20 protein-coding genes and 1 pseudogene are annotated in these 22,355 nt (G+C 58.5%); 10 read left to right on the top strand and 11 right to left on the bottom strand.

What is annotated here, in order from left to right; all coding sequences use genetic code 11:
• Positions 1 to 238: transposase (locus G410_RS0114440; RefSeq protein ID WP_022674373.1), on the bottom strand; the 238-nt coding region annotated here is incomplete at its 3' end.
• Positions 239 to 924: 686 nt separating this feature from the next.
• Between G410_RS0114440 and G410_RS0114435 the strand changes: the two genes are divergently transcribed.
• Positions 925 to 1,986, top strand: a complete 1,062-nt coding sequence (locus G410_RS0114435) for an AI-2E family transporter (protein ID WP_022674372.1) — start codon at positions 925 to 927, stop codon at positions 1,984 to 1,986.
• Positions 1,987 to 2,266: 280 nt separating this feature from the next.
• Positions 2,267 to 3,049, top strand: a complete 783-nt coding sequence (locus G410_RS18350; protein WP_051137322.1) for a helix-turn-helix transcriptional regulator — start codon at positions 2,267 to 2,269, stop codon at positions 3,047 to 3,049.
• Here G410_RS18350 and G410_RS17540 read toward each other — a convergent pair.
• The 5 genes from G410_RS17540 to G410_RS0114400 all read right to left on the bottom strand — a co-directional run bounded on the left by G410_RS17540 (position 3,046) and on the right by G410_RS0114400 (position 6,694).
• Entirely contained in the window at positions 3,046 to 3,288 is a 243-nt protein-coding gene (locus tag G410_RS17540; protein WP_028971528.1) for a site-specific integrase, read from the bottom strand. The two genes, G410_RS18350 and G410_RS17540, sit on opposite strands and share 4 nt — an antisense overlap.
• 324 nt (positions 3,289 to 3,612) lie before the next feature.
• Positions 3,613 to 3,846, bottom strand: coding sequence for a hypothetical protein (locus tag G410_RS18160; RefSeq protein ID WP_162604104.1), 234 nt, complete (start codon positions 3,844 to 3,846; stop codon positions 3,613 to 3,615).
• A gap of 81 nt (positions 3,847 to 3,927) precedes the next feature.
• Positions 3,928 to 4,239: a phage integrase central domain-containing protein gene (locus tag G410_RS17530; protein ID WP_028971526.1), complete on the bottom strand. Its 312-nt coding sequence runs from the start codon at positions 4,237 to 4,239 to the stop codon at positions 3,928 to 3,930.
• Positions 4,240 to 4,931: 692 nt separating this feature from the next.
• On the bottom strand, positions 4,932 to 6,032 hold the full coding sequence (locus G410_RS0114405; RefSeq protein ID WP_084489266.1) for a YeiH family protein: 1,101 nt from the start codon (positions 6,030 to 6,032) through the stop codon (positions 4,932 to 4,934).
• Positions 6,033 to 6,070: 38 nt separating this feature from the next.
• Complete coding sequence (locus G410_RS0114400; RefSeq protein ID WP_156851978.1) at positions 6,071 to 6,694, bottom strand: hypothetical protein; 624 nt, start codon at positions 6,692 to 6,694, stop codon at positions 6,071 to 6,073.
• A gap of 86 nt (positions 6,695 to 6,780) precedes the next feature.
• Here G410_RS0114400 and G410_RS0114395 point away from each other — a divergent pair, with 86 nt between their 5' ends.
• From G410_RS0114395 to G410_RS18345, 4 genes and pseudogenes are all read left to right on the top strand, one after another.
• Entirely contained in the window at positions 6,781 to 8,013 is a 1,233-nt protein-coding gene (locus G410_RS0114395) for a molybdopterin-dependent oxidoreductase (RefSeq protein ID WP_022674368.1), read from the top strand.
• A gap of 13 nt (positions 8,014 to 8,026) precedes the next feature.
• Positions 8,027 to 8,506, top strand: a complete 480-nt coding sequence (locus G410_RS17005) for a hypothetical protein (protein WP_022674367.1) — start codon at positions 8,027 to 8,029, stop codon at positions 8,504 to 8,506.
• Positions 8,503 to 9,378, top strand: a complete 876-nt coding sequence (locus G410_RS0114385) for a LysR substrate-binding domain-containing protein (protein WP_022674366.1) — start codon at positions 8,503 to 8,505, stop codon at positions 9,376 to 9,378. The genes G410_RS17005 and G410_RS0114385 overlap by 4 nt, the downstream gene beginning before the upstream one ends.
• Positions 9,379 to 9,710: 332 nt before the next feature.
• Positions 9,711 to 9,902 (top strand): annotated as a pseudogene (locus tag G410_RS18345) (transposase); the annotation flags it as partial.
• 55 nt (positions 9,903 to 9,957) lie between these two features.
• Here G410_RS18345 and G410_RS0114380 read toward each other — a convergent pair.
• Both G410_RS0114380 and G410_RS0114375 read right to left on the bottom strand, forming a co-directional pair.
• A complete protein-coding gene (locus tag G410_RS0114380) occupies positions 9,958 to 11,343 on the bottom strand; it encodes an aminotransferase-like domain-containing protein (protein WP_028971524.1) in 1,386 nt (461 codons plus the stop codon).
• Positions 11,300 to 11,734 (bottom strand): DUF983 domain-containing protein, encoded by a 435-nt coding sequence (locus G410_RS0114375; RefSeq protein ID WP_245559376.1) that lies wholly within the window; start codon positions 11,732 to 11,734, stop codon positions 11,300 to 11,302. Before G410_RS0114375 ends, G410_RS0114380 begins: the two co-directional genes overlap by 44 nt.
• A gap of 291 nt (positions 11,735 to 12,025) precedes the next feature.
• Between G410_RS0114375 and G410_RS0114370 the strand changes: the two genes are divergently transcribed.
• Positions 12,026 to 12,658, top strand: coding sequence for a tyrosine-type recombinase/integrase (locus G410_RS0114370; protein ID WP_028971522.1), 633 nt, complete (start codon positions 12,026 to 12,028; stop codon positions 12,656 to 12,658).
• A 167-nt stretch (positions 12,659 to 12,825) separates the two neighbouring features.
• Here G410_RS0114370 and G410_RS0114365 read toward each other — a convergent pair whose 3' ends face one another.
• The 3 genes from G410_RS0114365 to G410_RS0114355 form a co-directional block, all read right to left on the bottom strand.
• The gene (locus G410_RS0114365; protein ID WP_022674362.1) at positions 12,826 to 13,479 is read right to left on the bottom strand and encodes a Crp/Fnr family transcriptional regulator; all 654 of its coding nucleotides are present in this window, start codon (positions 13,477 to 13,479) and stop codon (positions 12,826 to 12,828) included.
• A 78-nt stretch (positions 13,480 to 13,557) separates the two neighbouring features.
• On the bottom strand, positions 13,558 to 14,469 hold the full coding sequence (locus tag G410_RS0114360) for an SDR family oxidoreductase (protein ID WP_022674361.1): 912 nt from the start codon (positions 14,467 to 14,469) through the stop codon (positions 13,558 to 13,560).
• Positions 14,466 to 16,031: a flavin-containing monooxygenase gene (locus G410_RS0114355; RefSeq protein ID WP_022674360.1), complete on the bottom strand. Its 1,566-nt coding sequence runs from the start codon at positions 16,029 to 16,031 to the stop codon at positions 14,466 to 14,468. The genes G410_RS0114360 and G410_RS0114355 overlap by 4 nt, the downstream gene beginning before the upstream one ends.
• 410 nt (positions 16,032 to 16,441) lie before the next feature.
• Here G410_RS0114355 and G410_RS0114350 point away from each other — a divergent pair, with 410 nt between their 5' ends.
• From G410_RS0114350 to G410_RS0114340, 3 genes are read left to right on the top strand one after another with little or no spacing between them, the layout of a single operon-like run.
• Positions 16,442 to 17,506, top strand: coding sequence for a type IV toxin-antitoxin system AbiEi family antitoxin (locus tag G410_RS0114350; RefSeq protein WP_022674359.1), 1,065 nt, complete (start codon positions 16,442 to 16,444; stop codon positions 17,504 to 17,506).
• Complete coding sequence (locus G410_RS0114345) at positions 17,500 to 18,366, top strand: hypothetical protein (protein WP_022674358.1); 867 nt, start codon at positions 17,500 to 17,502, stop codon at positions 18,364 to 18,366. Before G410_RS0114350 ends, G410_RS0114345 begins: the two co-directional genes overlap by 7 nt.
• Complete coding sequence (locus G410_RS0114340; protein WP_022674357.1) at positions 18,363 to 22,235, top strand: PIN domain-containing protein; 3,873 nt, start codon at positions 18,363 to 18,365, stop codon at positions 22,233 to 22,235. The genes G410_RS0114345 and G410_RS0114340 overlap by 4 nt, the downstream gene beginning before the upstream one ends.
• The last annotated feature ends 120 nt before the right edge of the window (positions 22,236 to 22,355 follow it).

The raw sequence follows: 22,355 nt of genomic DNA, 5'->3' as shown, positions 1-22,355 counted from the left end.
CAGTGTCACCAGCCAGGCGGCGTTTGCCAGCCTCCATGAACTCCTTGGACCAGGTGTAATACAGGCTCTGGGCGATGCCTTCGCGACGGCACAGTTCGGCAATGGAGTCATCACCGCGCAGGCCGTCGAGCACAATCCTGATCTTGTCTTCAGCGGAAAAATGCCGACGGGTCTTGCGGCGGATGTCTTTCACCACCTGCTCGGCAGGCAATTTGGACTTCGAGGATTTGGGCTTCATCTTCGCTCCTTCGTCACTACGACGAAGCCCAAATCCTCCTTAAATCACAACCTCAAATCTGTGCCATTGGCGCTGACGGGGGACAGTCGCCTTCCTGCACACTTACCGGTTGAGTCCGCTTCACATAATTGTCGGTCGCGAGCTCCGGTCAATGAAATCCTGCTCGGGGTCACTCATGAGATGCTGGAGTGAATGTCCCAGTTGATGGTATCCGCGTCCACCCGATCGCCGTCTGGCGCCAAAGAGCCGACTGTCTGCTATCGGGAGTTGTTTCGGCGCCCATCTATGACTGACATTAGGGCGCTTTAGGGACAGGCAGAAACTGGTCCGGTCGCGGAGTGGCAGGTTAGGTGGCCGCTCTCAAATGGAGGCACTGGTTTGGCTTTGCCAATATCTGCAAAACTAAGCTCTTGCGGTTAGGCAACCTCACACTTCGCCAAAAATGACCGTTCGTTCATGAGGCCACCGCGTGAACGACTCCATTGCCTCGAACCGACGAGAGCCAAAAATATGTCGCAAATGCTGCCCAGTTGAACCCAAGGAAAAGCCCCCTATCAGCTGCAGTGAGATCGAAAAAACAGCGGGCTTTCGCATGTTCTGAACAGCTCTCGCAATCTGGCGAAGCAAACGTTAAACGCGGGGAGGATAGGCTCAATTTCATCCGTTAAGCAGGACCCGCGGACACCATGACCCAACCCACCAAACCGCACATGGATCGTCGCTACAGCATTGGACATATTGCGGCCATTACGGTCGCGATTGTTGCCATTGTGGGCGTCGCATGGCTGGTGATCGAACTCAGCCATTTCCTGCTGCTCGTGTTCTCCGCGCTGGTGCTGGCGGCCGTCTTCGATGCAATTACACGCGCGATCATGAAGGCTACCGGTCTGAACCGTGGGCCGTCCTTGACCTTGGCGGTCCTTCTGCTGCTCACCGTTTTTGTCGGCGCGTTCGGCCTGTTTGGAACACAAATGGCAGGCGAGTTCGATACGATCAGGGAAAGCATTCCGCCCGCGATCGAACAGCTGCGGGAATTTCTCGATCGTCTAGGGCTGGACGATTCGGTGCGCGGCCTGATTGACCAGGGCAGCGGGGACCTGTCGCGCTACGCCGGACAGTTGGGGGGCTATGTGCTCAGCGCGGGCAGCGCGCTGGCAAATTTTATTCTTGTTTTCGTAGGCGCGATCTTCTTCGCGAGCGATCCCTCTGTGTATCGTCGCGGATTGCTGTTGCTGATGCCCCACCGCGCGGAAGAGGTTGCAGCGACGGCGCTGGATGATGCGTCGCGGGGATTACGCGGATGGATGGTGGGCCAAGCGGTGTCTTCGCTGGTGGTTGCAGCATTGAGTTGGGCGGGACTGGCCATTCTCGACGTGCCTGCGTCAGGCGGGCTGGGGCTGATCGCGGGGCTGCTGGACGTGATCCCGATGATTGGACCCGTTATTGCTGGCGTGCCGGCGGTTCTGCTCGCGTTTACCGTATCCCCAGCCACTGCGCTGTGGACGGTCGGGCTGTTCCTGCTGGTTCAGCAGCTCCAAGGCAATTTCCTGCAGCCGATGATCCAGAAGCACGCGGTCGATGTCCCGCCTGCTGTGCTGTTGTTCGCAGTGGTCGCGGCCGGGCTGCTGTTCGGATTGCTGGGGGTGCTGCTGGCGGCACCGCTGACGGTGATCGTCTATGCGCTCGTCCAGCGTATCTATGTGCAAGCGCTGCTGGGCAAGTCGATCCGGGTTGCCGGGCATGAATGATTTACCGAGCGCGATCTGGCAGAAACAAGGACACTCCACCTTGTCGCAGCGCGCGAACTCGGCGATTCGCCGGTTCGTGTGCAGTAAACACCCCCGCGTTGCGGCGACTTACGGACTGTTGCTGGCTGAATGACCTGAGTTGAAACGCAAATTTGCCGCGGGATCTTTCTCGCACGAACGGCAGCTTTCAGCACCGCGCTGTTATCGGCGGAACGTCAGAAACTGGGGCGCGAAGCTGCCGTTAACGCTATGAGAAGCTCGTACAGATATCACCGCTCCTGTGATAACCGAAACGTCCTCCGCGATTGATTACTGGTCAGTTTATGACGGCAGGCTAGACCTTGCTTCCACTGGCCGCATCTCTCTGGTTGAAGCGTTCGCAAATGTGGTGCGTTTTCGGCTTGAGATCGAGCCGTATGAACTATCCTCGATATTCGCCGTGCCGTCCGACGACGCCGAGAACGATTGTCTGAAAGATCTGGTAGCGCTTCAGAGCCGGTATTTCATCGACGATTTTCTGTCGGGGGTGATGACATCATTCACACGTCCCTTTGGCGGCGGAGAAGTTGTTCCCATGCCGGCATGCATGTGGGAGCTAGACAACTGCCTGGCGCGCTTCGCAACAGGAGCACTGAATCTCGAACACTGGGCTGACAGCGATGCTGAGCCGACGCACCATATCTTCGTCGACAAGCAACATTTCGAGCAGCTTTTGATGAGCTTACCAACCGACGACACATTGTCCGATTATCAGCTGCGGTGTAATTTCGATCCTCGTTATGCACTCACGCAGCGTGAGCAACATAAGCAGAATGAGCAATTCGTTGGGGCGCCGTCTCCAATAGCAAATGGCTCAGGCGTACAGCTGATCCGGTCCAACCCTCAAGATCGTCTGATCGGATTGGAAAAGGTCAAAGAGCTTTCCGGATTCGGTCGATCCAAAATCTACGCGATGATGTCGGACGGCCATTTCCCAAAACGGGTAGGCGATGGCGGCAAAGCCCTGTGGTCGGAACGCGAGATAGATCAATGGGTAGAGCAGAGAAAAGACAGCCGCCCCTAAGTCCTTCTTTTCCGGCGTGGGCTCAGGATAATTGCATTGGGTTCGATAGCGCCTTCCATAATCAATTTTGCCCATTCCTCTGCCAGCTCCCGGCGCCGCGGCATGTATTTGGCCCGGTTGTAGCGAAACTCGCTCTCAAACATGCCCGCAGGCACATGCGCCAACATTAGATCGATAATCAGGCGGTCACCGATCACGCGAATGTCCTGACCAAGCTCCGCGCCGATGGCTTCGTTCATGATAGTGGAGAAGCTGGAGCGCCAGCCATGCGGGACGTGGCGGCCTTTGTAGCCCTCGCGGTTGTATAGGTAGCCAACCACGTTCTCGCTTAGGGGCTGCAGGCCGGAGGTGATCGCTGGAAAGATATAGGGCAGTTGCCGCTCAGGCGATGAACCGCCCGGAGTGTTTCCACGGCTGCTTGGCTGAGCGGCACTAGGTGATCATAGTCATCGTCCTGCCGTTGGTCTGCTTCGAGCTTCATCTTTTCCGCAGGCACAACCCAGGTAGCTTCGCTGCTGTCGCTATCGAATGTTGCGAAATCGATGCCTTGGATGTCGACCCATTCAGCATGGCGAACCATTCCAGGGCGCTGCGCAACCAACGCGAGGAAGCGTGAGGCCAGCCGAGTAACAGGCGAGTAACAGGCGAGTAACAGGCGATGCGCCTGCATCGTCAATGATTGCGAGGAAACGGCGAATATCGTTCACATCGGTGAGAGTCGGATAGCGCTTGGCTTTAGGCACCTTTTTCATCGCCTCGCCGACATTGATGGCAGGGTTCTCGCATTTGATCCCCATGCCTCTGGCAAACCTATATACAGATCGCACACGCTGCTTCAGCCGGTGCGCGCTCTCGATCGCGCCGCGGTCCTGCACTTTTTAAAGCACCGCCAGCAGCAGTTGCGTATCGATGTCCTCCAGCGGCAGATGTCCCAGATGGGGGAACAGATCGCGCTCCATGCTCCGCATTACATCCTGCGCGTGTACCGGCTTCCACACGTCGACCTGCTGCGCATACCAGCGGCGCGCGATCGTCTCGAAGCTATAGTCCGAACTCATGTCACCCAGCAGCCGCTTCTTGGCGACGCCGTGCTTCGGGTTGCGCCCTTCCTTCAGTAGCTTGCGCGCACTTTCCATCGCCTCGCGCGCATCGCCCAGTCCTACGTCCGGAAATGCACCAATGACCAGCAACTGCTCCTTGCCGTCGAATTGGTATTTATAGCGGAAGCTCTTATGCGCCCTCGGCGCTCACATGCAGGAACAGGCTGTTCCGATCGGCCAGTTTGTAAGCCTTGTCGCGCGGCTTGGCCGTCCGCACTTGTCTGTCCGTCAGCATCCGCCACCCCCAAACCGATTGTTTCTATACCTCCGATCTACCCCCAATCGACATGGATTGGGGCGGAACCGGGTGGATCACAATCAAATCGAAAACCGCGAAAACGTCAAGGTCTGCGCGGGTCTGCGGATAGATATGGATCAATACGGACTGAAAGATGGCGGAGCGGGTGTCCGCTGCTACTATTTCCTAAGACACTGAAATGTAATGTTGTTTGTGCCGCGCTGCAAATCTTTACCCACACTTTAGCCCTCAGCCTCTTATGATTGGACGTTAAACCGACTTAGAAACCAGCGGGCTAGCGCCCCAACCTCGGTCGTTCCGGTGAGTTCAATCTTTCCCCGAAAACTATCGTCCGTCCAGACTGGCACCGATGGCAGCTAAGCGCCCTAATTTCGGTCATTCGAGCGGTCGCAATGTAATCCTAAAAGCAGCCGTTCGTTCAGATAGCTGACGGAACTTCGCGCCTTCAAGTTGGCGACTCAGTGTGCGAGGAGAACTCCTCAGAGTCGGCCATTCCAATCGCGTGTGCCCGTCTCAGATGGTTTCACACGAGACCCAGCAGCCGGATCAGCGCAAAGCTGATGGAGCCGAGCACGAGTAGCGACAGAACGACTGCCGCGGTCACCCGCCCGCCTGCTTTGGCCACCGTGCGCACGTCCACGCCAAGGCCGAGCGCCGCCATCGATATTACCGTGAGCAGCGTAGCCGCGGTCGCGGCCGGTGCCAGCGCCGTCTCCGGGATTGCGCCCAGCGAGCGAGCGCCTACCATGCCGAGAAAGCCGACGATGAACCAGGGAATAAGGTGGTGGATCGGCGGCCTGCCTGCCTTGGGCCGGTCCCCCGCCGTCACATGCGGAGCAGGCTCGTCAGTTTCTTCGCGCATAAGCGGGGCCAGCAGCGACAATATCAGGCAGACTGGGCCGAGCATCAGCACCCGCACCAGCTTGACCAGCGTGCCATATTGGACCGCCGCCGTCCCGAGCGGCGCTGCGGCAGCGATCACTTGCGGCACCGCATAGACGGTCAGCCCGGCGAGCGCGCCATATTGCAGCCCGCTCATTGCAAGGCCAAAGCCGATCAGCGGTAGCCCAAGCACCACCACCACACCGAGCACCGCGGTAAAGGCGATCGATGCGGCGATATCGTCGCTGTCCGCGCCGATCACCGGTGCCACCGCCGCGATCGCCGAATTGCCGCAGATCGAATTGCCGCATGCGATCAAGGTAGCCATACGCTTGGACAGACCCAGCAATCGTCCGATGGTGAAGCTCGCGCCGATCGCCAGCACGACGACGCCAGCGATCCCTACCAGAAGCGCAGGCCCGGCCGCCAATATGGTCGCCGCACTGACCGACGCGCCCAGCAGCACCACCGCGATCTCGAGCAACAGCTTGGCGCTGAAATCGATCCCTGGAAACCAGCGCGCGGACGGCGTCCAGGCGGTGCGGATCGCGGTGCCGATGATGATCGCCAGCACCAGCGGCTCCAGCCACGCAGTGCCGAACAACCTTTCTTCCAGCTGAGCAAAGGCGAATGCAATTGCGGTGACCGCAATACAGAGGAGCAGCCCGGGCAGAATGCCTGGCATGGAAGGTTTGTCGGGAAGGCGGTCCAGAACGGACTGGGTCATGGCGGAATGGCTCATATTGATGAACTTTCGGGTCGTGCGAGTGAGGTAGTTGTTCAAGCGAGCGAGAGATTGGCGATAAGGCCGATTGCGGCGGCCATTACCGCCAGCACTGCAGGCGGCCCGGCAATCATCAGCAGCGCTTCGCGTCCTTCGACCAAACCGGTCAGCGTATCGACTTGACCCCTCAGAAAGGCTGGAAAGCTACGCTGTGATCCTGGTGTCGGAGCATCAGCAAGAAGGATGCCGCCGAACAACAGGGTGAAATAGACCAGCATGAGGCCGGTGATTGCGCAGAGCACGAAAATGGCGGACAGATCGCGGGCGAACATAGCCCAAAAACTTGCAAGCATGGCGGCATAGCCGCCCGCCGTCATGACCAGCACAGCGGGATGAAGGCCTGTCGCGCCAACATTGGTTTCATGGCGTTCGAGCGGCGCGTAGGGATCTGTTTGCTGCATGATCCGCAGCGGCGGCGCCAAAGGAGTCCTTACAATTGGGCGTTCGACATCGAGTTTGAATGCGGTTACCATGACGGCCTCCCATTGGCTGCGGAACAAGTAGGCCTCGTTCCTGCAGCCATTATCGCGATGCCAATCAATCAATTCCAACGCATGTTTATGGTCATTCCAATCTGGTTTGCTTGTTATCCTGGCGAGGACCACAGATTTGGAACTCATCACCACTGCTTATTGAAATGGTATTCAAAATCGGTTGGACCGATCAAAGTCAGGCGCGCAATCTGTGCGGCAAGAGGAGACCTAATATGAATGATCCGCTTAGTGCATCCACCAGTCGTCGCCGGGTCCTGCAGGCGTCGGCGCTCGGCGGGATCACCGCCTTTGCCACCCCGGCGCTTGCGCAGGCGCTTGCCAATCTGGGCCTGCCGGGCAGCCCTTCGATGCGCGAAATGACTGCGGCCTTTCCGCAAAAGGGCCCGATGATCCTGCAGCGCAATCGTCCGCCCTTGCTCGAAACGCCCATGGAGGTGTTCGACGGCAGCGTGTTCACGCCCAATGATCGCTTCTTCGTGCGATGGCATTGGGCGGTGATCCCACCGAGCGTCGATGTCGATCAGTTCAGGCTTAAGGTTCATGGCGCGGTCGAGCGCCCCCTATCCATATCTCTTGCCGCGCTACTCAACGATTTGCCTCGCGTGGAAATTGCGGCAGTGAACCAGTGCTCCGGCAATTCACGCGGCTTCTTCCAGCCGCCGGTTCCGGGCGGCGAGTGGGGCCATGGCGCGATGGGCAACGCCAAATGGATGGGCGTGCGACTGCGCGACGTGTTGGACAAGGCAGGCGTAAAGGCAGGCGCCCGGCAAGTGCGCTTTTCCGGCATGGACGAACCGGTTGTGCCGACAGGCCCGGATTTCAAGAAATCGCTGGCGATCGATCATGCGCGCGACGGTGAGGTGATGTTGGCGTTCGCAATGAACGGCGAGGCACTGCCGCTGCTCAATGGCTTTCCTTTGCGCCTGATCGTTCCTGGCTGGTTTTCCACCTATTGGGTGAAGATGCTCAGCGATATCGAAGTGCTCGACCATGCGGACGAGAATTTCTGGATGGCGAAGGCTTACAAGCTCCCCGATAACCGCTGGGCTGACGTGACGCCGGGTCAGACCGGCTATTCTACGGTCCCGATCAGCACGATGGTGCCGCGGGCCTGGATCACCAATCTTTCCGAAGGGGCGAGCGTGCGTCTGGCCGATGTCGTTCCCATTCGCGGAATAGCGATGGGGGGCACCAGGGGCGTGGCAAAGGTCGATATTTCGCCGGATGGCGGACGCCATTGGTATCCTACAGAGTTGAGTCCAGACGAAGGGCGTTATAGTTTTCGTAGGTGGCAAATTTCAGCCAAGCTGCCCCATGGCGGTAAGGTGCCACTGACGGTGCGCTGCACTAACAGCGCTGGCGAAACTCAACCGATGGCGCAAAACTGGAACCCGGGCGGCTATCGCCGGGCAGGCGCTGAAACCATTACAATCAACGCGGCCTGAGGGAGTGAATGAAATGAAAGCCCCCAGTCCTTCACAAATGTTCGCCAGCATATTCGCGGTTCTGATTTTTTCGCTGATTGCGATCGGAGCGCCAGGCAGTCACAAGCCACCCGCGCCAGCGGATACGCAAAGCACGCCCGACGAACCGAGCATGGTCTCAGGACCTGGCCTAATTCTTGCCTCGGTCAGCGTCGATCTCCCGGACGATGCGGCGACCTACCCGGATGGTCCCAATGTCGATGCAATGAACGCCAATTGCACGGCCTGTCACTCGGCATCGATGGCGTTATACCAGCCGCCATTGTCATCGGACGAATGGCACAAGGAGGTCGAGAAAATGAGGAACATCTTTGGTGCACCGGTCGCCGAAGCCGACGTGCCTGCGATCGTGGCTTATCTGACCGCACTGAGCGCCAGAACCAAGGCTGGCGAAAATATGTCTCTTATAGAATCGACTGCCCCAGACGACGCTACACAGAACGCTGGCCCATGACGCTCGATCAGTTGCGGATCTTTGTCGGCGTTGCGGAGCGCGAGCATATGACCCGCGCGGCCGAGGCACTGAATATCACCCAGTCCGCGGTCAGCGCGGCGATCAAGACGCTGGAGGAACGGCATGGCGTGGCGCTGTTCCACCGGGTCGGTCGCCGCATCGAACTGACGGAAGCCGGACGGCTGTTCCTGAGCGAGGCGCGCGCGGTGCTGGGCCGGGCGGCAAGCGCGGAGCGGACGCTAGCAGAATATGGCGGGCTGGAACGCGGCAGCCTCTCGCTGGTCGCCAGTCAGACGATCGCGGGCTATTGGCTGCCGCCTTTGCTCGCGCGGTTCCACAAACGTTATCCTGGCATCATTGTCCAGATGGCAATCGGTAACAGCGATCAGGCCGCCGAGCAGGTCCACGAGGGCAGCGCCGAACTGGGCTTCGTCGAAGGCTTGATCGACGATCCTGCGCTGGCACGCTGGACGGTTGGGCATGACGAACTGGCACTGGTCGGTGCCGCGCCCACGGACGAGCCTATCAACGCAAAATGGCTAAGCGCGGCGACGTGGGTGCTGCGGGAAGAGGGTTCGGGAACAAGATCGACGTTCGAAGCTTCGTTGAAGGCGCGCGGTATGACGATCGCCGATCTCAATGTGGCGCTGACTTTACCGTCTAATGAGGCGGTGCGCTCGGCGACTGCGGCGGGTGCAGGCTATACCGTCATCTCGACGCTCGTCGCTGGGCCGTTGCTGGCCTCCGGAAAACTGCACCGTCTGCCGTTCAAGCTCGATCCGCGTCTCTTTTACGGGCTGCGCCATAAGGAGCGCTACCGTAGCAAGGCGGGCGATGCGCTGCTGGAACTGATCGATATTGACAAAATATAGAATTGTCGTTCCATCGGTCGTCAATCCTTAGCGCAACGTCGACAAAAAATGACAACCCGAATTGGGATTGCACCGCATTGATACGACGTCAGGCTTAATAATTTAGCATTGAAGGAACGGCAGCTAATCGCGTTTAATGACCCGAACGAGCCATTCTCCTTCCGGCCCAGTTTCCGCCTTTCCGCTTTGCGCCCTAACTTCGGACGTTGAAGCAATACCAAGTATCGATCAAAAGCGGTCGTTCATGACAGTTGAGGTAACCCCCTAGTTTTACTTCAATCCCCATTGGAGCCCGGCCCTAACGGAAGGGCGGGCGAGATGAAGAGAGCGAGATTACGGAAGAGCAAACTATTGGCGTTCTGGAAGTGGTCGAGGCGGTAGCGCAGACCACTAATCTGGCTCGTCGGCACGTAGTGTCGGAAGCAACGACCTAAAGCGGGAAGTCTAAGTATGTGGGGCTGGGGATCTCCAAGGCTCGTCGTTTGCGAGCTTTTGAGAGCGAGAACGCAAAGCTCAAGCGGCTGAGGAAAGCCCGAGGGTCACGTCACAACCCATCCTAGGATCATAATCTTGAACACCTTAGACAACGTCTGGCTGCTGCACGGCGTTCAAAGCTAGATGGCCAGCCAATTGCTTTAGCGCAGCCGTAACGGTCGCTTGCGGTGTGACGCCGCCCAGCGACACCCTGAGCGCTTGAATGTCCGTCTTCCTGACCGCAAACCGATCTGAAGGAATTGCCCCAACGCCTGCGGCAGCGAGCTTCTGCGAAAGGTACGAAGCAGACGCTCCTTCTGGCAGTTGCAGCCAGATATGATAACCTTGGGGATGGCGCCCCATGGAGTAACCACTTAAGATATTTGCTGCTAGTTGTGAGCGCCGTTCGGCCTCCGTCCGAACAGCAGATAGCAATGTGTCAAAAGTTCCATCGCGTAGCCACAGTGCAACCATAGCTGCATTCAGCGGAGGCGGCATTACCGCAATATCATGTACTTCCCCCCTCAGCCTTATCGCGTCGGCGACGCTCGGTGCGCTGACAAAAGCAATTCTAAGAGCAGGCGAAATAGTTTTCGAGGTGCTGAGAATATGCCAAGATCGCTGCGGCATGAGGCTTGAAATCGCTGGCAAGAAACGTTTTGGCAACAGCCCGTAGGCATCGTCCTCGATAATCTGCAAGTTATGGCGAAGGGCGACCTCCGCAATTTTCTCTCTTTCATAGACGGGTATAGTAGCGGCCGTAGGATTATCGTTTGTTGGGACCACGTAAAGGGCGGTAATCTTGTTCTCTGTGCAAGCATGATCAAGTGCAGCTGCATTCATCTCAGGCAGCGGAACAAGTTTGATCCCCAAACGGGATGCAATAGCGCGAAAACCAGGATAAATGAATTCGCCGCATGCGACTTTGTCACCGGGAGAGAGCACAGTGCGCGACACCGCCAGCAATGCGTTCTGCCCACCGGATGTCAGAACGATCTGATGTGATCCCGGGGAGAGACCGAGCCGAACCGCAAGGTCGGCTCCGGCTCGGCAAATACCCTGATCTCCAACAGCGGGCTGATATTGGAGTAGCGAGCCTGCACTTTGATCAAGAGCCTGCCCGAACGCCTTCTTCATTGCATTTTGAATTGAGCCGCCCGCTGGGACTGGAGGTGTGTTCAATCCCGTATCGACCTGCACTGCCGCATCTATGGAATATGAAGCACCATCACGCACAAAGCTTCCCGCTTTGCCGCGACCGTCGATCAACCCGCGCTGACGGGCAATTTTGAATGCCCGTGATACCGTCGTCAGATCCATACTGAGTTGGCGTGCCATTTCGCGCTGAGGCAGCAGCCGTGTGCCAGGCTCCAGTTCACCTGCCCTGATAGAAGCTGTCAGTGCGTCCGCGAGCGCGAGATATTTGGGGCCTTCTGCTGCGCCGAGGTCAGGGATCCAAGCGGCCATTTCCAGCTTCGTCCTCTCGATCATGCATATCGGTCCACAGCTGCTCGGTACCAGCTTCGATGGCCTTGTTGACAAATTGAGAGGCTACAAGCCAGCCCTTGATGGGCCGTAGCGGCAATATGCAACCGACTGCCATTAGGGGAATAGCGATGATGAAAAGCAGTCCAATCGGCAGGCCTATCGCAACCTGGAGCCAGACGATGACGAAGAGAAGAGCGAAGGCAACGACGCACAGGGAGAAAAACGCCGGTCCGTCATCAGGCGATGCGAAGCGATAGTCGAGGCCGCATATTTCGCACTTGTCGGTTACCTTTAGCCATGAACTGAACATATGTCCTTTACCGCAACGAGGGCAAAGGCCCTTCCATCCGGCCTTTATGATCCAAGCCCATGCTTCTTTGAACTCTTGATCCACCAACATACTCCCTACGTAAAACCGTCGAATCCATACATAAAAGTTTTTTCCCACGGAAGGAAGGAATTTCGTGGCAAGGGATTTTGGATGAAAGTCCGTACGTGACGCGCCTTGTCGTGCACGATGAGTATCACAGGTATTCAAGCGATTATCGCCCCGTTTGGCTTCATAAGCTTGGACGTCTGCTTTCGGCCTCTCGGGCTTCAATTTCGGCCGTTCGGCAATCGGCCCAGATCTTTACCTTCTTCGGATGCTCTTCCCTTGGCCAATGATGGCCTAGGAGAAAAGACAATGGGATACTCAAGATTTGATCCTGCCATGCAGAGACGCGTGGCATGGAACGCTGGCAAAAACGTCGGAACCAAGCGCCCGCTAACGCAAAAACAGATATGGGCGATCCGCTTTCACCTCGATCGCGAAGGCCGACTGAGAGACAAGGCGCTCTTCGATCTCGCCATCGATAGCAAGTTGCGCGGATGCGATCTGGTGAAGATCAAGATTGGCGATGTGGTCGCTGGTGCTGACATCCGCAATCGCGCGATCGTCATTCAACAAAAGACCAATCGACCAGTGCAGTTCGAACTCACCGCCGATGTGCGTGCGACGTTACTAGCCTGGCTGGAACGACGGGGCGGTTCGACGGGCGATTACCTTTTCCCAAGCAGGGTTGATCATGCCGGACACATGAGCACGCGCCAGTATGCCCGCTTGGTTGATGAATGGGTGACTGCGATTGGTCTTCGGAAGTCTGAATACGGAACGCACTCGCTTCGACGGACGAAGGCCGCGATGATTTACCGCGCTACGGGCAACATCCGCGCAATTCAGATACTTCTAGGTCACACCAAGATCGAGAACACCGTTCGCTATCTTGGGGTCGATGTCGAAGACGCACTACTACTGGCGGAGCGCACGGAAATCTGACACCTTCGGGCGGTCGACCTCACCTGGTCGACCGCTTTCGGGTTGCGCCTCGAAAGGTGCGGTTGGCTGCAATGGGGTGGGTAGGCGAATGGCGGCTTTCCTAAATTCATTGCGAGCCGCTTTGGCTGGCTTGCCCCCTCTCGATCTGCCACCTCTCGCCGTGCCGCTCACGCCCGGCAAAGCCGCCGTATGGCCTCGAGATCGGCCAGGGTAAGCTTGCGATAGCTCAGGCGCACAATGCCGGCTGCCTCCCACTCCTTGAGCACCCGATTGACGCTTTGCCGCGACGCCCCGAGCATGTGGGCGCCCTCTTCCTGCGAGAATTGAACGGTCAGGGGATTGCCCGCCTTGCCGCCCGCATCGATCATCTGCACGATGATCCGTGCCAAGCGCGCAGGCAACGGCAGCAGCACAGTGTCGTCCATCCGGCTCAGCACCGCCTTGTAACGCTGGCCCATCATGGCGAGGAACTGCCGTAGATAATCGGAGCGGTCGTCGATCAAGGCGTGCAGGGTGGCAGCGGGGACCATCAGCACGGTGCTGTCAACGGCGGCCACCGCATCATTGCCGCGCGGTTCGCAGGTAAACAGCGATGCCTCGCCGAACCAATGCCCTGGCGTCACCAGACCCAGCACGGCTTCACGCCCGGCAGGGCTGGTGACACTCAGGCGAATGATTCCGCGCTCGACGCAGAACAGCGCATCGGGCGGCGAGCCGCGCCCGTAAAGCGCCTCGCCTCGCGCTAGCATGCGCTGCCGCGCATGACGGCGCAGTAGGGCATCGAGCTCCTCGTCCAGTTTTCCCGGTTCGGCCAAGCACACCCTCCGCGCCGTCAAATCGTTGAAGCAAGGGCCATGTGGTTACAACAAGCGGCGCACACAGCAAGAGCGCGGACCCGCTCACCCCGCTAGCGCTTCTTTGAGACTGTCCCGCCGCGCCTTGAACATCGGAATGTCGTCGTAAGGGATGTCGGGATTGGTGCCGTTCCCCAGATGATCGAGTCGGCTTCTTACAATCGGCAGCTGCTCGGGGCTGGGATAGATATAGAACCGATCTTCCTCGATCGCATTGAAAGTGATCGCAGCCACCTCTTCGGGCGTCAGCGTGCCGCTTGCGAGATCGTTGGCGGAGATCGCCTGCGTGGCCAGCTGCGAGCGGGTCGGCCCGCTGTCATTGACCAGATCGGCGGGTCGGTTGCGGTAGCACTGGCTGATATTGGTGGTCACATAGAACGGACACAGCACCGCCGCCCGCACCTGCGGCCCCACCAGATCGAGGTCATGGTAGAGGCATTCGGACAAAGCCAGCACCGCGTGCTTGGAAACGCTGTAGATGCCCATCCCCGGCGCGGTCACCAGCCCGGCCATGGACGCGGTGTTGACGATGCAGCCCTGATAGGCCGCATCGGCAGCTGCTGCCGCAAGCATGCGTGGGGTAAAGCTGCGCACCCCATTGGCGACGCCATCGACATTTACGCCGAACAGCCACTTCCAGTCCTTTTCGGTGCTTTCCCAGATCGGCCCGCCCGATGCGACACCGGCATTGTTGAACAGCAGGTTTGCCGGTCCGAAATGCCGTTCGGTCGCGACCGCCAGTGCCTCGACCGACGACGCGCTGGTCACATCGGTCAGCACGCCGATCGCCTCGGCGCCGCCTGCACGCAGGTCAGCAACGGCCTGCTCCATCGCTCCAGCCTCGACATCGGCGATCACCACCTTCATGCCGCGCCGCGCAGCCTCCTCGGCCATTGCCTTGCCAAGGCCCGAAGCCCCGCCGGTAACCACGGCCACGCCGCCTTTCATGTTCATCATCCTGCCTTCCTCATCGTTTCATGGTGTCCCATGCCGGCAGCTTCGCGCTGCACTGGCCGATAGCTGTAGGCGAACACCGGATCGTTCAGATCAATCGCGGGTATCGCCTCGCTCTCGTAGAAATAGTCCTGACTGTGCTGCCATTCAGGCGTGTCCCCGCGCCGGGGCAGCCGGTCGAGGCTGCGAAGCAGATAGCCGGGGTTGAGGTAATCGGTATCGACCCACGGCTTCAGTTCCATGCCTTGGTTTTCGGGCCTGAGCACCGGCATCACGCTGCTAGCGCCGCTTTTGTGCATGTGATCGAGCAGCCGGCACACGAAGCTAGCCACGAGATCGGCGCGCAAGGTCCAGCTGTAATGGCCATAGCCATAGACCCAGGCCATGTTGGGAATGCCGGTGAACATGATTCCGCGGTAGGTCACGGTCTGCGCGAAATTGACCGGCGCGCCGTCGATTCTGAACGGGATATCGCCCATCACCGCCATCTCGAACCCGGTTGCGGTGATCACCACATCGGCATCGATGCGATCGCCCGAATCAAGCACAATCCCGGTCTCGTCGAAGATGCTGATCGTATCTGTCACGACCGAAGCCTTGCCTGCAGCAATGGCCTTGAACAGATCGCCATCCGGCACAAATGCCACGCGCTGCTGCATCGGGCGATAGGGGGGGGTGAAATGCCGTTCGACATCGAACCCTTCCGGGAGCAGCGCCTGAACCCCGCCGATCAGCATCGCCTTGAGCTTTTCAGGGGATGATTGCGCGCGGTCGAGCAGATCGGCGCGGTCGCGCACCACCTTGCGGCGCATGATCTCGTGAACCCAGGCAGGGTCCACATCCAGCCTGCGCAGTTCCTCGGCCAGCGCGTCAACATTGCGACCAGCGGCAAAATAGGTCGGCGTGCGTTGCAGCATGGTCACATGCGCGCAGCGGTCGGCCAGCGCCGGGATCAGGGTTGCCGCGGTCGCACCCGAACCAATCACAGTTACGTTCTTACCCGCCAGATTGAGACCCTCTGGCCAGTGCTGGGGGTGGATGATCTGGCCCTTGAACTTGTCCATGCCCGGCCATTGGGGCGTGTAGCCTTTCTCGTGCCGGTAGTAGCCCTGGCACATCCACAGGAAGTTCGCTTCCATCTGCACCACATCGCCGGCGCCCTTGCGTTCAACCGTGAGCCGCCAACTGGCCGTTTCGCTGGACCAGTCGGCGGAAGTTACGCTGTGCCCGTAGCGGATGAAGGGTCCCAGGTCAGCATCGGCGATCGCATCACCGAGATAGTCGAGGATCTGGTCGCGCGAGGCGATCGGCTGACCCGTCCAAGGCTTGAACCCGTAGCCGAAGGTGAACAGGTCGCTATCGGACCGGGTGCCGGGATATTTGTGGATCAGCCATGTGCCGCCGTGACCCTCAAGCGCTTCGAGAATGGCAAAGCTCAAATCCGGGCAATGCTTGCGCAGCAGGGTCGCGCTGCCGATCCCGGAAATGCCCGCGCCGACGATGATGACATCGAACTTTTCGGGTTGCTGCGCGCCTGCTGCGATTTTCTGCCGATCCGCCACCATCTGCCTCTCCACTCCCTAGGGGCACGACCTGTCCCCGATCTGGCGGCGGTGCTAGACCGGGCTGGCAGGCAAGACTGTCGCCTTTGGGCATTCTATCGGATTGCGAGCGATCCTCCCCTCTCGGGGGGCAGATCAGAAGCGGATATCATTGCCGCTTATGGGTCGTTTGCGGAACGTCGGCCTTGGTCGTCGCGGCACCTGGGAGCGGACTGACCCCTTACGGCCCAGATCCGGTCCTTCCGTTATGCGCCCAATGTCAGACATTCAGCGATGGCGGCGGTGTCCTCGAAAGCAGAAATAGACGCCTCCATGCATAATGCCGTTGCTTCCACCCCAAGTTTAGCGATGGTCTTTCGAAATCTTTAGAGCGGGCCCTTGAATTTCACTACAATAGTGGTATTCACCGTTCGATGAATACACGCGAAACAGTGAACGAGGAGCAGGCCGAGCACCGACTGCGAGCATTGCTCCAACAAATGGACTCCGTCCGCGATATCAATGTAGCGCACGAAGTTATGTCCGCAGACATGGGCATCGATCTCGTCGTATCGTTCCGGCGCGGCAAATCCCGGCATAAACTTCTAGTGGAGGTAAAGGCAAACGCCGAACCGGCTCGCGTGCGAAACGCGATTTGGCAGCTTCACTCGGCTGCCGAGACGTATGGCGCAGACGCATATACGATGCTTGCCGCACCTTACATTTCCCCTGCATCGCGACAAATATGCCGAGAAAGCGGTATTGGCTACATCGATTTCGCGGGCAATGCTTACCTGTCGGTCGGCGGCCTCGAAATCGACCATAGGACGGATGTGAAGCCGAAGACTGAGCAGCGCGTGTTGCGCTCGCTCTTCAAGCCTAAGGCAGCAGCAGTTCTGCACACAATGCTGAAAGATCCCAAGCACCAATGGCGGATCGGCGATTTGGCGCAGCAGGCGGACGTGAGTGCAGGTCATGCCAGCCAAGTCGGCCAACAACTCCGGCAGCGAGAATGGGCTGAGCAGTCCGATGAGGGCGTGTGGCTGTCGGACCCGAACGCTTTGCTCGACATGTGGAGAGAAGAGTATGAGCCGCCGTCAGGCGAACGGGTCCAGCTCTACACCCATCTTCACGGTAGAGAGCTACAAGACGCTGTGCGCTCTGTCATGACGGGCAGGACCGACGTTGAGCTGCTTTACGCGTCCTTCTCTGCCGCGGACTGGATAGCGCCGTTTGCGCGCACAGGTCGCACCTATTTCTATGCCGACGAGCGTGGCCTTGCGCGGCTCCAAGTTCGCCTAGAGCTCCAAAGCGCCTCCAAGGGGGCGAACATCGATATTCTGATTCCGGACGATCCAAAGGTCTTTCAAACCGCAATGCTCCTCGAAAATGGGTTGGTCAGCACAGACCCGGTGCAAACCTATCTAGATTTGTCGATAGCCGGTGAGCGAGGAAGAGAGGCGGCCGAACATCTGCGCGCCGAAGCATTGCAATGGTAAATCCGGGCGAGCCCAAATCCGCTGCCGACTACGACAGCCGATCCACTGCGGCGGTACGATCCGTGATCGTCGAGATTGGCCAGGTCCTCGGCAGTTATCGCGGCAAATTCACCATTGTCGGCGGATCGGTGCCTTGGCTTCTGCTTGATCAGGAAGCCATGCCTCACGTCGGCACGCAGGATCTCGATCTTAACCTCGATCCCGAAGCATTGGGCGATGGCGAATACAGCCTACTCGTCAATGCCTTACTCGAAAACGGTTACGAGCAATCACCGGCGCTGGCGCGTTTTCAACTGCAGCGAGAGATCGATCTTGACGATGGCGAAAAGCCGGTCAAAGTTATCGTCGACTTCCTGATGCCGCGCGATGCCGTGGTATCGAAGAAAGGACCCAACCTGATCGAGGGCTTCGCGGTCCAGAAAGCCGACGGAGCGGACCTAGCAATCGCTTATAACGAAATTGTCGAAGTCGCTGGGCGAATGCCAACTGGCGGCACCAACCGCGTCCGGATCGCAGTGTGCACCATTCCCGCATTTTTGGCGATGAAAGGCCACGCGCTCGACGGCCGAAAGAAGGAGAAGGACGCCTACGACGTTTACTACGCAATCAGAAACTATCCTGGCGGCGCAGCGGCAATTGCGGAGGCTTGTCGTCCCCTGCTGGATGAGGCGAGCGGCATCGCAGGCTTCAAACTGATCGACACCAAATTCGAGACCCTAGAAAGTTATGGTCCGACATCGGTGCGAAATTTCGTTGCCGAAACCGACGTGCTCGATGGCCGCAACGTCGATGAATGGCAACAGGATGCTTTTGGTCAGGTCGATGCCTGGCTGCGCGCGCTAGCACTGCGCGATCAATGACCACTCAAAGCGTCATTTCAATGCCTGCGAACGACGCGACTTTCGAACAGAATGTCGCCATTCTCTTTCGCGGCATCCTCGGCGATCCGAACACCAAGAGGGTGGCCAAGAGCGGAAAAAACCAGAAGGGCATTGATGTCGTTGGCCGGCGCAATCGTGATGCAAAGCAGACGGTCGGCATTCAGTGCAAACTTCGCACGACCAATCGCAAGCTGACGGACGGCGAGGCGCGTGCAGAACTGAAAAAGGCACTCGCATTTACGCCCGCGCTTACCGAATTTTTCATCGTCACGACCGCAGACGACGACATCACCTACGACGAAATCGCAGCGACACTGTCGCAGGAACAGGTGGTGGCCGGGCGCTGCATCGATATCCAGATTTGGGGCTGGAACACGCTCCAAGATCGCATCGGTGAAGACCAGAAGGCGCTCGATGCGTTCGATCCGGGTCACAGTCCGATGACCGAGAGACTTGCCGAGATTGGCGACGAGCAGTTGGCGCATTCCGAGCGCTCGCATGCGAAGCTGGATCAGAGCCTTTCAATACAACATGAGAGTCACGCCCTGCTGCAGGATCTTGCAGGCGACACGGCGAAAGGCGAGCAACTGCTCACGCATTGGGACACGCAGATCGATTCCTATCGCGATATGCTCAATGACGGCCGCGTTAAAACCGCATTTGAGCTGCTTACCAAATTGCAGGACGCGCTGACGGCGTCAGACGAGCCCCGAGTTCGTGCGCGCGTGCGCGCGAACATCGGTCTGGCCCATCAGAGATTGGGTGACGACAAGCGTGCAGGCGAATGCCTTCTTGAAGCTTATGCTATTTATCCTGACGACGAGCGGATCGCGACCAATCGCATTTTGGGATTGCAGCTGTTGCTCCGGTTCGAGGACTCGCTCGACGTTGCAAAGGCGCACCTCGAGGAAAACCCGGATGATGAACATGCAGCAGGCTTTGTTTTTCAAGCCGCCATGTTTCTTGGCGATGAGGTCGACCCGTACGAGATAATTTCGACCAGGTTGCTGAAGCGGACTCTGGTCCGAGTTTACGAATGTCATTTTCTGCGTCACCGAGACCGTCGGCAGGAGTTTATCGAAAGAGCACTGCAAACTTGGAAAGACGATCCGGATGACAAAGACGCTCGGCGGATAGCTGCAGACGCGTTGCTCGAGAAACGGGTCGGCGATGGGCAGTTTCGCGAATCTCCCTTGCGCGATCCCGAAAGCCGCGAGGATTTGGAGACTGCGGAACGCCTGCTTACCGAATTCTGGGATAAAACCCACATCTACGACAACGCCCATCAGGACCCATACCTGACTAGCGGATGTAATCTGGTGACGCTTTACCGCGCGTTACAGCGCCCCGCCGACGCGAGGAACGTAGCGATCCAGCTCCTGCAAATCGCGCCGGCAGATCGCCGGGTGCTGACCGTGGCAGCCCATGCGGCGCTTGATCGCGAGCAGATGGAGGACGCCGAGGAACACGCCCTCGGCCTGCCAGAAAGTGCGGAAAAAACCTCTCTCCTGCTCAATATCTGGTCGGCTAGCGGCGAATGGCAGAAGATTTTTGAATACGCGACCGCCGAGCGGCGCGACGACATGGAAGGTGAGCTGCTCGAGCAGTTCGACACGATGGTATTTCGGGCAAAGTTCTTGTCCGACGATCCGGTAGCGACCGACGACGATGCAGATGCGCTTCTCAGTGCGTGGCCGACATCGCTTCCCGTACACATCATGGTGGCTGACTTTCTGAGTTTGAGATCGCCAGATCGCTTCGAGGAGGTTTTCGGAATCGCCCGGTCGCTGGCGCAAGGGGATATTCTCTACGAGCATCGCCTCATGTTCGCCAATTTGTGCCAGCTGACCGACAAATGGGGCGAACTCATCGATGTGCTTGCCGGCTATATTGCAACCGACATCGATACACCGCCTCTCAGCTGGTTGGCGATGGCCTATGCCAATGCCGACCGCGCGCAGGGCACCAGCGCCTTTTTCCGCTCTTTGCCCGACGCCATCATCGAGCAAAACGGATATGCGCGTCTCGCTGCCGGGGCTCAATATAACCGCGGTGAACTTCGGGAGGCCGAACGCTATGCGCGAATGGCAATAGCGGCGCGCCCGTCCGATTTGCGATCGCATCTCATGCTTCACGGGGTTTTGCATCGACGCAACGACATGCGCGCTGCGGGACGACATGTTGCGAATCTCGATCCCTCGCAGCTTGACGGCCATGTTCTGGAGCGCCTGCGTCTCGCCCAGATCCTTAGGCAGGACGTCGATGCAGAACGAGGGCTCGCACTCGGCTTCGAACTGGCTGCGCATAACCGCGACGTTCGCGAAATCGCTGTCGCCTGGCCCGGGTTCATCTTTTTCGATCAGAACTTGCCTGACGCTATCGCCAAGGTTCCGGTAGCCCGGGAGAACATCTGGTTCCATCTACGGGGTCTCGATGGCGACGACGATGTCGAGGGCATACTCACCGATGAGCATATCCCGGAAGCGAGGTGCTTCGCGCTCGAGCATCCTCTGGCCAAGCTGGTCATGGGCAAGAGAGTTGGCGACCGCTTCAGCTCTCCGCAGGCAATCGGACCAGACCGTGAATATGAAGTAGCGGAGCTGAAGCATAAAGCGATCTGGCTTCTGCACGACATCATGGCGACCCACGCCGACCGGTTTCCCGAAGAGACCTCTATGTTCACGATCAAAATGAAGGGAAATGACGTCTCGCCGATCCTGGACGTGGCGAAGGATACGTCCGACCACGCCCGAGGCATGCTCGACCTCTATGATGAGCACCCGATCCCGGTTTGCGTGCTTGCGCCGATGTACAGGCGCAGCGTCGTGGGAATGGCCGAACACATCGCTGGAAGTGGAAAACAGATCAGAACCTGTCACGGAATTGGCGGCGAGCGCGTTCAAGCCGAGAAAATCGTGCGGGAAGGTGAGGGGAAAGGCGCTGTTCTCGATACACTTTCGGCATGGCGAGCGATGCAGTTCGGCATGCTCCCTGCCCTCCAACAATGGTATGGGACTCTCTATCTCGCGCAATCGAGCTTTGACGAATTTCTGCAGATGCGCAGCGAAAGCGCAATGTCCACCAATCACGATCATGGTTCGATCGGCTATATCGACGGTGAATACGTCCGAACCGAGCAGAGCGCAGCGGAAAGCAGGATAATGGCGCAGAAGATCGACGAGGGCATCTCGCTGATACAGGAGCATTGCGAGATTTGCCCGGTCGATGATGAAGACTTCTCCGGCGCTGAACTTGGCATTGTCGCGCGCGACGCGGTTCTTTTAGTCGACCCCGTCCTGCTATCCCGCGCGAAGGTGGCAACGCTCCTGTCTGACGAGCTCAATCTTCGTCAGCTGGCGCAAGAGTTCGGAGTGTCCCGAAGTGCGTGGCTGCAGACAGCAACCAAAGTACTGACCGAGAACGAGCTGCTCACCGATACGCAGGAATATTCGATCGTAGCAAAGCTCGCTGTATGGCGCCACGGTCACGTTTCGCTGAGCGGCCAAACCTTGGCCGGTATCGCAGAAAAGGGGCCCGAGCCGGCCTTCGGCCACTTTCAGGCCGCCGCCAGATATCTCGGCGGTGCCGATGCAGACGTGCCCTCACATATGCTCGCGGCATTGAGCGCGATGGAATTGTTGTGGAGTTCGTCCCTAGTCTCTCACGAACAAGGCCGCTGCGCAGGGCATATATTCGAACGGCTCATCGCCGGGCGCAAAGATTGGCAGGCAATCCTAGGAGCAATCCAGCAAAGACTATCACTAGATGCCACGCGGTCCATCGCTGGCCAACGATCTTTCGAATATTTCACGGCATGGTGCCGCGGGCATTTTCTTTCGTTAGGTTAGGCTGTTCATTCGCTTTCTTGGAGCCTTTACCCGGTAAAGGTCGTCAATTTGGGTGTTTGCTGAATGTCAGCTTTTCACCTTCTCCTCGCCGGAAACCGACAGTCCACTTGCGGCCCAGAA

Source organism: Novosphingopyxis baekryungensis DSM 16222 (assembly GCF_000420305.1).
GTDB classification, from domain to species: domain Bacteria; phylum Pseudomonadota; class Alphaproteobacteria; order Sphingomonadales; family Sphingomonadaceae; genus Novosphingopyxis; species Novosphingopyxis baekryungensis.
This window is presented reverse-complemented; position numbering and strand designations above follow the sequence as displayed.

Bases quoted from the DNA above. Each gene is read 5' to 3' on its own strand.
- G410_RS18160 (WP_162604104.1), bottom strand. From the start codon at position 3,846: ATGGGGATCAAATGCGAGAACCCTGCCATCAATGTCGGCGAGGCGATG.
- G410_RS0114405 (WP_084489266.1), bottom strand. From the start codon at position 6,032: ATGAGCCATTCCGCCATGACCCAGTCCGTTCTGGACCGCCTTCCCGAC.
- G410_RS17005 (WP_022674367.1), top strand. From the start codon at position 8,027: ATGAAAGCCCCCAGTCCTTCACAAATGTTCGCCAGCATATTCGCGGTT.
- G410_RS0114360 (WP_022674361.1), bottom strand. From the start codon at position 14,469: ATGATGAACATGAAAGGCGGCGTGGCCGTGGTTACCGGCGGGGCTTCG.
- G410_RS0114355 (WP_022674360.1), bottom strand. From the start codon at position 16,031: ATGGTGGCGGATCGGCAGAAAATCGCAGCAGGCGCGCAGCAACCCGAA.
- G410_RS0114380 (WP_028971524.1), bottom strand. From the start codon at position 11,343: ATGATCGAGAGGACGAAGCTGGAAATGGCCGCTTGGATCCCTGACCTC.
- G410_RS0114345 (WP_022674358.1), top strand. From the start codon at position 17,500: ATGGTAAATCCGGGCGAGCCCAAATCCGCTGCCGACTACGACAGCCGA.
- G410_RS0114350 (WP_022674359.1), top strand. From the start codon at position 16,442: ATGAATACACGCGAAACAGTGAACGAGGAGCAGGCCGAGCACCGACTG.
- G410_RS0114400 (WP_156851978.1), bottom strand. From the start codon at position 6,694: ATGAGTTCCAAATCTGTGGTCCTCGCCAGGATAACAAGCAAACCAGAT.
- G410_RS0114385 (WP_022674366.1), top strand. From the start codon at position 8,503: ATGACGCTCGATCAGTTGCGGATCTTTGTCGGCGTTGCGGAGCGCGAG.
- G410_RS0114435 (WP_022674372.1), top strand. From the start codon at position 925: ATGACCCAACCCACCAAACCGCACATGGATCGTCGCTACAGCATTGGA.
- G410_RS0114340 (WP_022674357.1), top strand. From the start codon at position 18,363: ATGACCACTCAAAGCGTCATTTCAATGCCTGCGAACGACGCGACTTTC.
- G410_RS17540 (WP_028971528.1), bottom strand. From the start codon at position 3,288: ATGAACGAAGCCATCGGCGCGGAGCTTGGTCAGGACATTCGCGTGATC.
- G410_RS0114370 (WP_028971522.1), top strand. From the start codon at position 12,026: ATGGGATACTCAAGATTTGATCCTGCCATGCAGAGACGCGTGGCATGG.
- G410_RS0114395 (WP_022674368.1), top strand. From the start codon at position 6,781: ATGAATGATCCGCTTAGTGCATCCACCAGTCGTCGCCGGGTCCTGCAG.